This is a genomic window from Rhodococcus wratislaviensis (genome assembly GCF_900455735.1).
Lineage (GTDB): Bacteria > Actinomycetota > Actinomycetes > Mycobacteriales > Mycobacteriaceae > Rhodococcus_F > Rhodococcus_F wratislaviensis.
Map to the genome: position 1 here is coordinate 814,103 of NZ_UAUI01000001.1, position 13,766 is coordinate 827,868.

The window sequence follows — 13,766 nt, forward strand, 5'->3', positions numbered from 1 at the left end:
GACCCCAGGTCGGCTTCGAACCGATTGCCACCGCTGCGGCTCAGAACCAACACGTACCCACCGCTGACACCGCCTCCAGGTGAGATGTCCTGCGCGGCAAACCAACCCCCAACTGGCCCACCCGGGCGCAGGGGTACACCGTTCCTTGGCCGCCCTGAAGAGCCCGGCCGGGTCTACCGTCGTTCGGTCGTTCTACCGAGCACCATCCGTTGCAGCTGCTTGACAGAAACCATGTAGAGACACCTGTCGAGAGGTTCACCGCCGGGGGTATCCTGTTAATTTTCCGCCACCACGTCCAGGAGGCGCTGCATGGACGCCTGGAGTATCCGGGACTTCGCACCCGAAGACCTCGACGCAGTCGTCCGCATGGACACCGACTCCAGTACGACAGACCAACCGCCACTGTTCGGACTGTCGGATGTCGTGTCGAGCCTGTCGAACCACCACCCCGCCGTCGTCGCACTGGTCGACGGACACATCGTCGGGACCGCGATCAGCCGAGTCGACGAGGACCGTGCATGGATCGTGCGCATCTCCCTCCACCCCGACTGGCGCCACCGCGGACTCGGCAGCGCCCTGCTCTCGCAACTCGAGCACCGCCTCCTCGCCAAAGGAGTCCGGCGCCTGTCCGCTCTCCTCCCGGACGGCGAGACCGGCGCGGCCGCCCTGACCAACTCCGGCTTCCGAGCGCGCAGCGGCGTCACCTACTACGAAAAGACCGAAACCGTGTCACCACAGACGGCGGCCGTCCTCACCCGCCTCGGCGGCGGAGTCCCACCGGCCGGACTGTGGAAACAGGTAGCGGGCATGACCGACGAGAAATCCCTCATCGAACGCCGCATCGTTCTGCCACTGTCGCGACCCGCGCTCGCCGCCGACCACGGCGTGACAGCGCCGCGAGCCGTGGTGCTCTTCGGTCCGCCGGGGACGGGCAAGACGACCTTCGCCCGAGCCATCGCCAGCCGCCTCGGCTGGCCCTTCGTCGAACTGTTCCCCTCCCGGCTCGCGACGAACGGAAACGGACTCGCCGCCGGCATCGGTGACGCATTCGCCTCGCTCGACGAACTCCAGCACGTCGTCGTCTTCATCGATGAGGTCGAGGAAGTCGCCTCCCGGCGACACCCCGGCTCACCATCCGTCGGCGTGGTCAACGAATTGCTCAAATCGATCGTCACCTTCCGAGAGCGCGGCGGCCGACTCCTGGTATGCGCCACCAACTCCGTTCGAGCACTCGACGAGGCGTTCCTGCGACACGGCCGGTTCGACTACGTATTACCCATCGGCGCACCCGACGCAGACGCCCGGCACGCCCTGTGGGAGCGCTACCTCGGCAACGAGGACGTCGACGTATCCGCACTCGTCGCCGCCACCGACGGCTACACGCCCGCCGACGTCGCCCACGCGGCACGGACCGTCGCGCAAGCGACCTTCGAGTGCAGTGTCGACTCCGGCGGCCGCTGCCACGCCAGCACCCAGGACTACCTCGACGTCATCAGCACCGTCCGCCCCACCCTCACCCCCGACATGATGGGCGAATTCACCGAAGACATCGACAACCACGCCCGCACCTGAACCCGACATACGACGCCACCCTCATGTCGCACTAAACGCTGGGCGGGTCCTGAGCAGCGGCCGATACGGTCCCTCCGCTCGCCGAGGTCCGTGTCCTGCAGATAGAGGTCGTCGGGTCATCGCTCGGTGCCCCGTCCGCCACTAGTACACCCCCACTCGATTCCGTCTCAGGCGGCCTTCCGGTGTCGGCCGCCAGTTGCGCCGTCGTGTTGACCGACAAGTCGGCCCCGGGAGCATTCGGACGGCTCATGCACGGCGACGGTTTTCGAGGGCAGGCAGTGACGCCCGCATCCGCGTCGATCGAACCGCACCGCGAATTACAGCCGGGTCGAAGAATCTGTGCCCCCAGGTGCACGACCAGGTCCCGTCAGCATCTGGCCATCGCGGCGATTCGCAGGTCACGGGTGCGGGATTGGTGCGCGATCATGAGAAGCCTCTCCTGCTCGGCATTTCCCGAGCGGACGGCGGTCAGGATATCGCGGTGCTCGGTTTCGATCTGCTGCAGATTCGATTCGGCCTGCGCTTCTTCCGCGTCGTACACCCGAAGCTGGGCGTCGAGTCGATCCATCAATTCGGCGATCGTCTGGTTGTGTGCAGCGCTGCGCAGCGCACTGTGCCATTCGTTGTGTAGAGCCAAGCTTGTCACGGGATCGGGGGTTTCGACGGCCTGGTCGAACGGTCGGGTGAGTCGAGCGAGGTCGAGGTCGGTGTGGCGGGTGGCCGCGGAGTAGGCGAACGCCGATTCGAGGGCCATACGGGCCTCGCAGATCTCGAGCACTTCTTCGGCGGACCGCTCGCGCACCCGGTACCCGCGCGGCGCCTGGACGACGAGGCCCTCGTAGTCCAGGCGCTGCATCGCTTCGCGCACCGGTGTGCGGGAGAGCCCGAGTTCGGTGCCGATCGTCGCGGGCACCAGCATCGTTCCCGGGCGGTAGGTGCCCCCGGTGATGCGCTCGCGTAGTTGCTTGTACGCCGATGACTCTCGTTCCACGGGTTGTCCTCTCTCCGGCATGAAGACATGCCATGACGCAACCCTTACCGGAGCGCAGGCGTTCGAGTAAATGGTTTGATCCGTGTGTATACAGATGCATACATCTATGTGCAGTTGTTCGTAGGCTCCTTCGGCGTCGGCACAAGGAGAAGTCATGCACAACCACCCACCCATCCATCCTGGGCGTCCGATATGTCTGACACCCAGGTCGCACCGCGCCGCGGCGCCACCTCACCTCCCGGCGACCGCCCGTCGGCGCCGCGCCGCCGCCGCCGGCCCGCGGTGCTGTTGAGGTCGAGACCGACGAGGGAGGGCGGGGCATCAGCGACTTCCGTTTTGGTAGTGAGGGTTCCAGCGCAACACCCGGGCCTCGATGAACCGGGTGATCTGGTCCGCGAGCAGACCCGCGATCGCGTACAGAAGAATGGCGAGGACGATGCGGTCGTTGCGCAGCATGTCGCGGCCGTTCTGGGCGAGGAAGCCGATGCCCTCGCTGGTGGCGATGGTCTCGGCGATCACCAGGGTCAGCCACGCGACGCCGAGGGCGTATCGGATGCCGGTGAGGATCATCGGCATCGCGCCGGGGACGATGATGTCGCGGATCCGGGCGCCGCGGCCGAGTCCGTATGACTCGCCCAGCTGGATCAGTCTGGGATCCACGGTACGGATACCCGCGACGGTGTTGAGGTAGACGGGGAAGATCACGCCGAGCATGACGGGGACGATCTTCGGCAGTTCCCCGATGCCGAACGCGGCGATCAGCAGCGGCACCAGCGCGAGGTGTGGCAGCGCCCGCAGCATCCGCAGGGTGCGGTCGACGAGCCCCTCCGCGATCTTCGAGAGCCCGACGAGGAAGCCGAGCAGCAGGCCGAGGGAGGCGCCGAGGGTGAACCCGATCAGGATCCAGCGCACACTCACCAGAAGATGCCACTGCAGTTCGCCCGACGTCCACAGCTGATCCGCGGTGGCGAGCACCGTGCTGGGCGGGGGAAGGATCGACGGGGATATCGCGCCGGTCGACGACGCCCACTGCCAGCCGAGGATCAGCACTCGGCACCCGAAACCAGCGCGACAAGGCGGTCGAGTTGCTCCACGCGGTCGGCCTCGCCGGCAGGGAGACGGACTGGCCCTCCGAATTGTCCGGCGGGCAGCGCCAACGCGTCGCCCTGGCCCGCGCACTGCTACATCAGCCCGACGTACTGCTGCTCGACGAGCCCTTCGGCGCCCTCGACGCCATCACCCGGGTCGCGATGCAGCAGTTGCTCGAGCGGGTGCTGGCCGACCGGCCCCGCACCGTTCTTCTCGTCACCCACGACGTCGAGGAAGCGCTCGTCCTCTCCGACCGCGTCCTGCTGCTCACCGAGCAGGGCATCACCCGTGACCTGCCGATCCCGCAGGCGCGGCCACGATCACGCGGTGACAGCCGGCTCGCGGCCTGAAAGAAGGAGTTGCTCGACGGACTCCTGCACGCCGACACCACGCTCACCTTCCCCTGATCCCACCCGAAAGGTCCATCCTCTCCATGTCTTCGCGCGTCAACCCGTCCCTCGCGGCACTCGACCGCCGCTGTTTCCTCAAGCCCGCCGGGGCCAAGGGATCAGCCTCATCAACACTTTCCATCTGAACTGGCGAACACAGCCCTGCCGTTGCCCACCACGCGTTCGACGCACAACACTTCACCGGAATCCCTCTCCACACGGAATATTTGGGTAGGAACACGGTGAAAGTCCGACCGCCGCAAGCCTTTAAGTAGACAGGTGTTCTCATCCGATACTCTACATTCACTCCGATTCCCGCCTGACCGCCAGCCCGGTGTCTCACTACCAGGCTGGCGGCCACCGTTCCGACCGAGTGCGGGAAACGGACGTAGTGCGAATCAGACTGCCGGGTTGACGACCCTGACCGGGTCCGTGCCGTCCCAGCTCTTCGCGGCTTCTTCGAAGGCGGCGAACATCTCCGTCACGCCGGTTCCGCCTCCGACGTCACCGATCTCGACGGCGAGGTGCTGACCTGCCGTGTCGAAGTAGACGAACCGGCCGAAGCCGCTGATGCTGCCGGTGAAGGTGGCCGCCTCGCCCGACGCCTGTGCCTGCAGAACCGTGTCATCGAAGTCGTCGGCGAACACCGCGAGGTGATGCAGTCCAGGGCCGTGCTCAGCGATGAAGTCGCGGTAGGGCGACGGGCCTGCGTCGTTCTGCTCGATGAGCTCGATCTGCATGGACCCGCTGTAGGCGATCGCGACCGTCAGGTCGATCTCGACGCTCTGTCCAAGGTAGTGCACGTCCTCGAACGGGATGTGCTCGACGACGAAGAACGGGCCGACGCCACGCTTGTTCGTCCAGTAATCGAGCTCGGCGTCGATGTCGGTGACCGCGTAGCCGAGCTGCCGGACCGGCCCCAGTGAGCACTTCACTTCGCGGCCTCGGGGACCATGCTGTGCATGCCGACCGACGGATCGGTCGCGTAGTCGACGAGCTGGGTGTGACCGACGGCGTCGTTCGCCGCAGCGATGTAGTAATGCAGGCGGGCGTCCGCGATGGCGCCGAGCTCGCCCTCGGGCCCGTAACCGGCGATCGGTCCGTCGACCATGGCGAACATCGTCGTGCCCTGCGGCGACGTCGGAGAGTGGACCGCACCCGCGACCTCGCACGTGTACATCCCGGTCTCGCCCTTGTCGTCCTCGTCGTAGTAGAAGCCGCCGTCGATGATGTACGCCTGCACGTTGCCGATGTGCCAGTGCGGCGGTGCGACGCTGCCGGCATCGACCTGCAGGATGACGGTGAACGATCCGGTGACGAGGTTGCAGTAGAGGAGCTTGAAACGGGTACCGGGCATGAGCCAATCGGTCCACGGGATCTGCTCGGGATCGATGAATTCCTTGCGTGCTCCCTTTGCGGTGATGCCGGGATTGGTCATCCAGTACTCGGGGCCTGCAGTGCGCATGATCGCATCCAATCTTCGTGGGGAGAATGCCCGGAATTGTGATGTGGCTGCCGTGGTCCGGGTGGCCTCGGGAGTGATTTAGAATCTCCTCGGTAACGAATGTGATGTCCATTACACTTGTTTTCATTTCGTTAACCTGTTGCTTATCGCGGCAGGTCAGAGATTCAGGAATAGGCGCGGTGACCAGGTGGACGATCTGAATCCGAGGCTCGTCGCATACTTCGTCTCGGTGATCGAAGAGGGACATTTCGGTCGCGCATCGGAGAAGCTCTTCATCAGCACGCCTGCATTGAGTCAGCAGATCAAGAGGCTTGAAAAGCAGTTGGGCGTCGAATTGATCGACAGATCGGCGCATCCGTTGCAGCCGACGGCGGCCGGGCGCCGGTTCCTGCCCGAGGCCCGGGCCTTTCTGGCCACCGCACGACGGGCGGTGGAGGCGGCGACATCGGAGGTTCCGCCGGTTCGGCTGGGGTTCATGGCGGCCTCCCTTGTCGGGCAGACCCGTCGTTTTCTGGAACTCGTGAGAGAGCGCCAGCCGAGGCTCGAGGTGGCCTTGGTCGAGCTTCAATGGGCCGATTTGGCAGGCGCGGTCCGGTCGGGTGAGGTCGACGGATCGATCCTCCGTCCGCCGATGTCGGACCGGTCCGGACTCCGACTCGACGTGCTGTGTGACGAGGCGCGTGTGGCGGTGCTTCCGGTTGGGCATCCGCTCGCGGGCCGCGACTACGTCGATCTGGGCGATCTCGACGACGAACCGCATGTCCGGTCGGACGGCGCCGACCCCGAATGGGTCAGGTGGTGGGCGTGCGACCCTCGGCCGAGTGGTCGGCCGGTCGTTTACGGCCCGTCGGTACGCACCATGGACGAGATGCTCGAAGTTGTGGCGAGTGGAGCGGCGATTGTGATTACCACCAGAGCCGTGGAGGCCACACGACCGCATGAGGGCGTCGTCTTCGTGCCGGTCAGGGATGCGCCGCGGTCGACGATGTGCCTCTGTACACGGCGGGACGACCTGAGCGCGGGTACACGTGCGCTGATCGACGGTGCCATGGAGTTCAGAGGGAACGTCCTATAGGGGCGAGTGACGCGATTCGGTATGGGTGGAGAGCGGTCAGACGGTCCCATGGTCGGATCCTCGATGACGAGGCACCTGGTCCGGGACCGTCTGACATGGTGAGTGTCAACGGAACCCGAAAGTTGACCCCTTTCCGGCCTTGGGTTCGAGTATTCGTCGCAACACCCTCTTGGTAAAAGAATCGGGTGGAGATGTGCTGCCCGAGGATTCTCGATCCGGACGCTACCTGTCATTGCTCGAGCGCGAGCGCATCGCTGTCCTGCACGCTCAGCAGTGCAGTGTTCGTGAGATCGCTCGCCGCCTGAATCGGGCGCCGTCGACGATCTCACGGGAATTGCGCCGAAACATGCGCGCCGGCGACGACGGGAATTACGACGCCGGTCTGGCGCACTCGCGAGCTCGAGAGCAGACGCGTCGTCGTCGGCGCAGCATCTTCGCTCGCGACAGTGCGCTGCGGACGCTGGTGCAGGACAAGCTCAAGTTGCATTGCCTCCCCGGCAGGATGGCCACGCTTTGGAACAGGGCATGTCGCAGCTCACACGACCGGCATCGCTACCTCAGCGTCATGAAAGGCTCGCGCGAGCTCGGCCGAAATCCGCCGCGGGACGACACCTCGTGACCCTCTCTGATCGCCCACTCACGAGTCTCCCTCGCGACGTCTTCACCGGAGCCTCACTCCCCATTTCCTCGTCACCGAGGCCCATTTTGACCAGTTGTGCAGGATCGGCTCGGAGGTGCCGAAGTCTTTCGCGATCTCGTTCAGCGGGGCTGCGCGCTTGCGGCGACCCGTCGTGGCGGAAACGATTCGGGGAACGGCTTCGACATTGCAGCACCCTTCCGCATGAAGACTGATTTCACAGGTCAGATGTCAACCATTGCGGGTGCAGCCCCTTCGACTGTCATCGTGCAATCTATCCGGTGGGGATTTCGCAAGTTTGCGACGTTAATTCGGAACGTAGATGCTGACGATCTCCGCAATACAAACCGGCTTGTCGGCATTCTCGCGTCCAATCGTGACGGCCGTGACAACCTGGACGCCCGAGGGAACGGTTTCAACGTTTGCTATGTCAACTGCAGCCCGAATCCGCGAGCCGACGGGGGCGGGTGCTGGGAATCGAACCTTGTTCGACCCGTAGTTGATTCCCATTCGGACGCCGTTGACGGCGTAGACCTCCCATACGAGCATCGGGATCATCGAAGTCAGCAGATGTCCGTGGGCAATGGTGGCGCCGAACGGTCCGTCAGCAGCCCGTGAGGGATCGACGTGAATCCACTGGTGGTCACCCGTCGCGTCAGCGAACGAGTCGATTTTCTCCTGGGTGAGGGTGTGCCATGACGAGTAGCCGATCCGGGTGTTCGCCACCGCGTGTAGTTCGTCGATTCCGTTGAGTGTCTTCACGCTTTGGGCCCTCCGGCGACGTAGAGAACCTGTCCGGAGACGAATCCGGCTCCCTCACTGGCAAGGAATGAGATCGTGTGTGCGATGTCGTCGGGGACCCCAACTCGGGCGACGGGGATGTCGGCGGCCGCCCTCTTCTTGAGATCGTCGAATTTCATTCCCATTCGCTCCGCCGTCGCGGCTGTCATCTCGGTCTCGATGAAACCGGGAGCAACGGCGTTGGCGGTAACGCCGAATTTGCCGAGTTCGAGGGCTAGAGTTTTGGTGAAACCTTGCAGCCCGGCTTTGGCTGCGGCGTAGTTCGCTTGACCACGGTTTCCGAGCGCCGACACGCTCGAGAGGTTGATGATTCGTCCAAAACCAGCCTGAGTCATGTGTCCCTGGACCTCTCTCGTCATCAGGAACGAGCCACGCAAGTGGACGTTCATGACTGTATCCCATTCGGTGGCAGACATTTTGAACAGAAGATTGTCGCGGGTGACGCCCGCGTTGTTGACCAGAACGACCGGCACTCCGAGCTCCGTTGTGATCTTATCCACTGCCTTCTCGACACCAGTTCCGTTGGAGACATCTGCGCCGACAGCAAGTGCAGTGCCTCCGCCCTGGGTGATCGTGTCAACCACGTACTGGGCGGCGACCTCATCGAGGTCGAGGACGGCGACAGCGTGGCCGTCTGCTGCGAGCCGCTGCGCGACGGCGGCGCCGATTCCCCGTGCAGCGCCGGTGACAATTGCGGTACGGCGGTGTTCGGGATGAGGTGATGCGTTCACGAGATCGAGGTTCCTCTCGAGGATTGGATCGATGTAACTTCGGGTCAGGAGAGCGTTCGAGGATCAGGGCATGCCCTGTCCTTCGCCTACGCACATGGTTTCGAGGCCGAAGTGCTTGTCGTGCGTCTGTAGTGAGTTGATGAGGGTGCTGGTGATCCGCGCACCGGTCATGCCGAACGGGTGGACGATGACGATGCCCCACCGTTGACGTTCAGTCGCTGTTCGCCGCCACCGAGCATGAGGTCGTCGATGTCGCTTGGATCGAGTGCAGGTACTTTCGCCAACGCGGTCGTGACCATCTGGACGGTGAGGTTATCGGGCCGAATGTCCTTGAAGGAGCCCTTGATGGCTCTTCCGGTCGGCGAACGTGCAGTGGCGACGATGACAGCTTCAGGCAAGGTTGTTCCTCCAATCGGTGATTGCTGTGTGGAAGAAGGTGCAAGTGGTGGTTCACTTTCAGCCGGCGCAGCCGGAGATCCCGCCGTCGAGCGGAATGATGGTGCCGGTCAGATAGGAGCCGGCACGGGAGGCGAGGTACCGGACCGTGCCGATCAGGTCGTCGGTTTGTCCGTAGCGGCCCAGCGGGACGCGCTCGAGGAGCTCTGCCTCGACCTGTGGATCCGCCGCGACGTGTCCGAGCATGTCCGTCGAGATCGGGCCGGGGGCGATGGCGTTGACGGTGATGCCGTCGGACGCCAGTTGCTTGGCTAGATGGCGGGTGACCATGTGCAGCCCGGCTTTGCTCGCACTGTAGGAGTAGTTTTCCCAGCTCGGTGTAGTCAAGGCATCGACGCTGCCGATGTTGATGACACGGGCGGGTTGGTCGGGACGGGCCGCATTGCGCAGAAGCGGAAGCGTTCCCGTGATGAGGTAGAACGGAGCGACAAGGTTGGTGTTGAGCACCTTCGTCCAACCGATGAGGGGGAACTCTTCAAGTGGGGCACCCCAGGTGGCCCCGGCATTGTTCACCAGGATGTCGATGCTTGTCAGGTGCTCGCCGAGCCAGTCGACCAGACCGGTCACCCCTTCAGCGGACGACAGGTCGCTGGCGACGGGGGTGCAGCGTCCTGCCGTTCCGGCAGCGTCTGCCTCGGCATTGATGGCTTCGGCCGTCGCGCGGCACTGTTCTTCCTTTCGGCTGGTGATGACAACGTGGGCACCGCCCAGTACCAGGCCGCGGGCGATCATGGCGCCGATTCCTCGTGAGCCACCGGTTACGACGGCGGTCCTCCCGGCGACAGAGAAGAGGATCTCGGGTGCCGGTCGCTCTTCGGAGGTGGTTGCACTATTCATGCTATCGACGCTAGGACCGGGTTGGCGTTATCTCTTGGGGGGCAGCGCACTTCGCTTGCATTGCGCGCAGCGGACATGAGCAGACCTGCGGGCGGGCCCGGTCGTCGAGCCTGAGCCGCCACGCGAGTCTGCTGATTCAGTCGTTTTCGGATGCCGCAGAACGTGTGTCGGACGGGCGCTCGCCGAAGGCCCGCCGGTACGCATTACTGAAGGTGCTGAGGTCGCCGAATCCTGAGGAGTATGCCACCTGAGTCACGCTCTGGTGGCTCCAGCCACGGTCCTGAAGACGCAACCGGGCCAACGCCAGACGCTCCTCTCGGATGAGGTCCGACGGTGTTGTCCCACTCCGCTGCAATTGGGCCTGAACGTGCCGGAGCGACCAGCCGAGCCGCGTCGCGACCACGGCTCCTGTGAGGTTCGGGTCGTGCGCGTTCTCTCGAACAAAGCGCCGGATGGCGGTGACCAACGCTTCCTGAACATCGACGGAGGGGGCGGCTGTGTCTGCGTTGTAGGCGAGCGCCACGAGGTCCACGATTCGGTCGGCGATCGCGTCGAACTGACTGCCGGTGAGCTCGTGCCGCTCCCTGCGCAGACTACTGACCACGTCGACAACGATGCGTCCCAGTCCAGACGTCGCATCGAGGACGGTGCCTGCGTGCGGCAATGTCGGCACCCGTGCCTCAATCCGGTCATGTGGAATCACGAATGCAACAGAGGAGAAGTCATCACCATGGCGCAGATCGGTCGCGGTGTCCAGCGATGTGAGAGCCATGACCGCCGGTGTGATGGTGGCTTCACGACGGTCCTGCTCGAGGATCACTTCGCCTCGAACCGGTAGGAGCAGTTCGTAGGCGCCATGAGGATGTCGACGGATGTCGGCTGCCGTGCGGGTGAGTACTTCTGCTTCTCCCCACCAGCGAATTAGCTGGTACGTGTCCGAATGTTGATGCTCAAGGGTTCCCTGGTAGCTGTCCGCAAGGGAGAAGGCCATCGGACAGTGGATCGACGAGACCTGATCGCGCCACCAATCACCGCGCTCGCGCTGGTCGTGCTCGTTGCTGCGCAACGTATCGACGGAATACAAGGTCACAGCACCTTCTCACACCGGTATGCCGAAACTGCGACTCGTGCCACAGTCGACGGTAGCGCGCGCCGGCGCCCACGCCAACGGCGTGATCATCGCAGAGCCCGCTTGAGGAGCTTTCCTGTCGCGTTCATCGGCAAGGTGTCCCTGAATTCCACCAGTCGCGGGTACTTGTAAGCTGCCAACCGTTCCCGCGACCAGCCGATCAGGTCTTCCTCCTTCAACTCCGATCCAGGCTCGCGGATGACGAAGGCTTTCACTTCCTCACCGATTCGCGCGTCGGGGATTCCGACGACGGCCACGAGGCTGACCTCTGGATGGGCGATGATCACCTCTTCGAGCTCGCGCGGATAGACGTTGAAGCCTCCCCGCACGATCAAGTCCTTGGCGCGATCGACGATGAAGTAGTAGCCGTCCTCGTCTCGGGTTGCGATATCGCCCGTGCGGAACCAGCCGTCGCGGATCACTTCCTTTGTCGCCTCGGGCCGCCCCAGGTATCCCTTCATCACGTTGCATCCACGTACGGCGAGCTCTCCTGGCTCACCGGCGGGGACCTCGTTCCAGTGATCGCCGATGAGCTTTACCTCTACTCCCCAGATCGGTTTGCCGATCGATCCCGACCGGTTCGGTTGGTCGAGCGGGTTGAACGTGACGGTCGGACTGGTTTCGGAGAGTCCGTAGCCTTCCCGGATCCCGACACCGAATACATCCCTGAACCGCTCCAGCACGTCGACGGGCATGGCAGCTGCGCCGGACAGCGCGATTCGCAGGAGACCGGCGAGGTCAACGTCTATTCCGTCAGCGGCCTTGTTGAGCAGAGCCCAGTACATCGTCGGGACACCGGCGAAGACCGTCACCTGGTGCTGCGTCATCAACGCCAGGGCCTCAGCTGCGTCGAATCGTGGCAGCAGGACCAGGGTGGCACCCATTGCGAAGCCGGCGTTCAGCTGTACGGTCTGCGCGAACGAGTGGAAGAGCGGAAGAGTGACCAGGTGTACGTCGTCGGCTCGGGCGTCGAGCAGTTGGTTATGCCCGATGGCGTTGAGGACCATGTTGGCGTGGGTGAGCTCCGCCCCCTTCGGCTTGCCGGTCGTCCCGCTCGTGTACAGGACCACCGCCGTGTCCGTTGCCTCGGTCACCTGCAGGACGTCTTCCGCGGGGTGTTCGGCCAATGCGTCAGCCAAGGTTGTTCCCACGCCTGGCTCATCGAGCAATGCGGAACCAACGGTGACCAGATGCTCGCAGGATTCAACGTCCTGGAATCCGCGCCACGCCTCGTCGTCGAGCCCCGGCACGCTACAGAAGTAGGCCGCCGCGCCCGAGTCGCGGAGGTGGTAGGCAACCTCCTCCCGCTTGAGCATCGTGTTGAGCGGCACGACGGCTCCACCGGCCTTGAGGATGCCGAAGTAGACGATCGGGAACTCGACAACATTCGCGATCGTCAGGGCGACGCGGTCGCCTGGGCGCAACCCCCGTGAGAGAAGAAAATGGGCGACACTGTTCGCAGCCGCATCGATCTCACCGAAGGTGAGGGTTCGGTCGCCTTCGATCACAGCGGTTCTGCCGGGAGTGCGTCGAGCAGTGTCGGCAAGCATGGTGGCCAGGTTGAGCATGATCCTGCTTTCAGATGATGACGTTTTGAATGTGGATTTCCGTCTCAGGACCAATCCCAGTCGTACTCAGCTCCCACCCGTTTCGCCAACGGCTTGAACATGCGCTCTTCGTAAGTCGCCATCGTGTCGAGGCCGGGAATGGGCGCGAGGTTCAGGATCTCGGCAAGCCGCTCGACGTCGAGTTCAGGTTTCGGCAAGCCCGCAGCAAGCGCGAATCTCTGTAGCTGGTTGGTGAAGCTCTCATTACACGGCGGCTTCCCGAAGTTCACCGGATGCTTCATCGCCTCATCGAGGGTTACAAACTCCACGCCGCGCTCGAGGAATGCCTCGAGGATCGGAGCGAGGGTGTCGCGAGAGATCGTGGTGCCGTGGACGAGCCAGATGAGGGGCGCGTCGGCACCGAACAGGGTGTGCGCGGTGTCCGCGTGCTGGTAGAGCATGTCAACCGCGGTCGACACGTGCAGGTCGCGTACCTGCTTCTGCACGTCCTTGTCGCCAAGGGTCACCGCGCGGAAGTACGGCATTATGAACGCGAAATCACTGAACCAACTGGTGATCGGGGCAGTGCGGTAGCCGCGATCTGCGAGGTAATTCTCGACTTCCCCTCGACGCCGTTCGGATCCTGATGACATGTCCATGGGGTACCGGAAGTACTTCGACGGTGCGGCGTCGATCAGATGACCGATGTACTTCTCGGCCGTCTCAAAATCGCATCGGAATGCCGCGTCGGGCATCCAGCGCAGCGGAGCATGCTGGTGAGTGTGGTTACCCAGGTGATGACCCGCTTCAGCCCACGCCTCGAAGGCCTCCATTTGCTCAGGCTCGTTCTCGATCCGGTACGTGTGAGAGAAGCCGTAAGTCCCCTTAAGTCCGTAGTCGTTCAGCGTTCTCGCCACAGACCGCGTGATGTCCGTGGGAGTCGTGTCGTCCGGCATGGGAACGCCGTCCCACAGGACGAAGTCATCGATCGTCACCGCGATCTTGAGAGGTCGGTCGGCGCGCGTGTCATTCATTGCGTTGACTCCG

Annotated in this window: 12 protein-coding genes and 4 pseudogenes; 4 read left to right on the forward strand and 12 right to left on the reverse strand. The window is 63.8% G+C overall.

The features are described 5' to 3' along the window. The first annotated feature begins 309 nt into the window (after positions 1–309). Positions 310–1,572 (forward strand): ATP-binding protein, encoded by a 1,263-nt coding sequence (locus DTA22_RS03685; protein ID WP_037240328.1) that lies wholly within the window; start codon positions 310–312, stop codon positions 1,570–1,572. A gap of 367 nt (positions 1,573–1,939) precedes the next feature. Here DTA22_RS03685 and DTA22_RS03690 read toward each other — a convergent pair whose 3' ends face one another. Next, complete coding sequence (locus DTA22_RS03690; protein ID WP_235214266.1) at positions 1,940–2,563, reverse strand: GntR family transcriptional regulator; 624 nt, start codon at positions 2,561–2,563, stop codon at positions 1,940–1,942. 321 nt (positions 2,564–2,884) lie between these two features. Continuing rightward, on the reverse strand, positions 2,885–3,613 hold the full coding sequence (locus DTA22_RS03695) for an ABC transporter permease (RefSeq protein WP_245973485.1): 729 nt from the start codon (positions 3,611–3,613) through the stop codon (positions 2,885–2,887). On the opposite strand from DTA22_RS03695, the pseudogene DTA22_RS03700 reads away from it, so the two are divergent. Beyond that, positions 3,613–4,002, forward strand: a pseudogene (locus tag DTA22_RS03700) (ATP-binding cassette domain-containing protein); the annotation flags it as partial. The gene DTA22_RS03695 and the pseudogene DTA22_RS03700 overlap by 1 nt on opposite strands. 437 nt (positions 4,003–4,439) lie before the next feature. Here DTA22_RS03700 and DTA22_RS03705 read toward each other — a convergent pair. Together DTA22_RS03705 and DTA22_RS03710 are read right to left on the reverse strand one after the other, a co-directional pair. After that, a complete protein-coding gene (locus DTA22_RS03705) occupies positions 4,440–4,976 on the reverse strand; it encodes a VOC family protein (protein ID WP_037241044.1) in 537 nt (178 codons plus the stop codon). After that, complete coding sequence (locus DTA22_RS03710; protein ID WP_037241042.1) at positions 4,973–5,506, reverse strand: 2,4'-dihydroxyacetophenone dioxygenase family protein; 534 nt, start codon at positions 5,504–5,506, stop codon at positions 4,973–4,975. Before DTA22_RS03710 ends, DTA22_RS03705 begins: the two co-directional genes overlap by 4 nt. A 187-nt stretch (positions 5,507–5,693) precedes the next feature. On the opposite strand from DTA22_RS03710, the gene DTA22_RS03715 reads away from it, so the two are divergent. Together DTA22_RS03715 and DTA22_RS37105 are read left to right on the forward strand one after the other, a co-directional pair. Further along, positions 5,694–6,581 carry a LysR family transcriptional regulator gene (locus DTA22_RS03715; RefSeq protein WP_037241038.1) on the forward strand — a complete coding sequence of 296 codons (888 nt, stop codon included), beginning with the start codon at positions 5,694–5,696 and terminating at the stop codon, positions 6,579–6,581. Between the two features lie 208 nt (positions 6,582–6,789). Then, a pseudogene (locus DTA22_RS37105) lies at positions 6,790–6,931 on the forward strand (helix-turn-helix domain-containing protein); the annotation flags it as partial. A gap of 593 nt (positions 6,932–7,524) precedes the next feature. On the opposite strand, the gene DTA22_RS03725 reads toward DTA22_RS37105, so the two are convergent. The 8 genes and pseudogenes from DTA22_RS03725 to DTA22_RS03755 all read right to left on the reverse strand — a co-directional run bounded on the left by DTA22_RS03725 (position 7,525) and on the right by DTA22_RS03755 (position 13,753). Beyond that, positions 7,525–7,980, reverse strand: coding sequence for a MaoC family dehydratase (locus tag DTA22_RS03725; protein WP_112298522.1), 456 nt, complete (start codon positions 7,978–7,980; stop codon positions 7,525–7,527). Next, the gene (fabG, locus tag DTA22_RS03730) at positions 7,977–8,750 is read right to left on the reverse strand and encodes a 3-oxoacyl-ACP reductase FabG (RefSeq protein ID WP_112298523.1); all 774 of its coding nucleotides are present in this window, start codon (positions 8,748–8,750) and stop codon (positions 7,977–7,979) included. The genes DTA22_RS03725 and fabG overlap by 4 nt, the downstream gene beginning before the upstream one ends. A gap of 63 nt (positions 8,751–8,813) precedes the next feature. After that, positions 8,814–8,986: pseudogene (locus DTA22_RS36200) on the reverse strand (acetyl-CoA C-acyltransferase); the annotation flags it as partial. Further along, positions 8,972–9,148: pseudogene (locus DTA22_RS03735) on the reverse strand (thiolase family protein); the annotation flags it as partial. The pseudogenes DTA22_RS03735 and DTA22_RS36200, both read right to left, overlap by 15 nt. 58 nt (positions 9,149–9,206) lie before the next feature. Then, on the reverse strand, positions 9,207–10,043 hold the full coding sequence (locus tag DTA22_RS03740; RefSeq protein WP_112298524.1) for an SDR family oxidoreductase: 837 nt from the start codon (positions 10,041–10,043) through the stop codon (positions 9,207–9,209). Between the two features lie 136 nt (positions 10,044–10,179). Continuing rightward, complete coding sequence (locus DTA22_RS03745; RefSeq protein WP_245973482.1) at positions 10,180–11,133, reverse strand: helix-turn-helix transcriptional regulator; 954 nt, start codon at positions 11,131–11,133, stop codon at positions 10,180–10,182. 86 nt (positions 11,134–11,219) lie between these two features. Beyond that, entirely contained in the window at positions 11,220–12,740 is a 1,521-nt protein-coding gene (locus tag DTA22_RS03750; protein ID WP_112298525.1) for a long-chain-fatty-acid--CoA ligase, read from the reverse strand. A gap of 44 nt (positions 12,741–12,784) precedes the next feature. Then, the gene (locus DTA22_RS03755) at positions 12,785–13,753 is read right to left on the reverse strand and encodes a polysaccharide deacetylase family protein (protein ID WP_037241020.1); all 969 of its coding nucleotides are present in this window, start codon (positions 13,751–13,753) and stop codon (positions 12,785–12,787) included. Positions 13,754–13,766 lie beyond the last annotated feature (13 nt).

Excerpts from the sequence above, each read along its gene's own strand:
- DTA22_RS03750 (WP_112298525.1), bottom strand. The coding sequence starts at position 12,740 with ATGCTCAACCTGGCCACCATGCTTGCCGACACTGCTCGACGCACTCCC.
- DTA22_RS03740 (WP_112298524.1), bottom strand. The coding sequence starts at position 10,043 with ATGAATAGTGCAACCACCTCCGAAGAGCGACCGGCACCCGAGATCCTC.
- DTA22_RS03685 (WP_037240328.1), top strand. The coding sequence starts at position 310 with ATGGACGCCTGGAGTATCCGGGACTTCGCACCCGAAGACCTCGACGCA.
- DTA22_RS03755 (WP_037241020.1), bottom strand. The coding sequence starts at position 13,753 with ATGAATGACACGCGCGCCGACCGACCTCTCAAGATCGCGGTGACGATC.
- DTA22_RS03710 (WP_037241042.1), bottom strand. The coding sequence starts at position 5,506 with ATGCGCACTGCAGGCCCCGAGTACTGGATGACCAATCCCGGCATCACC.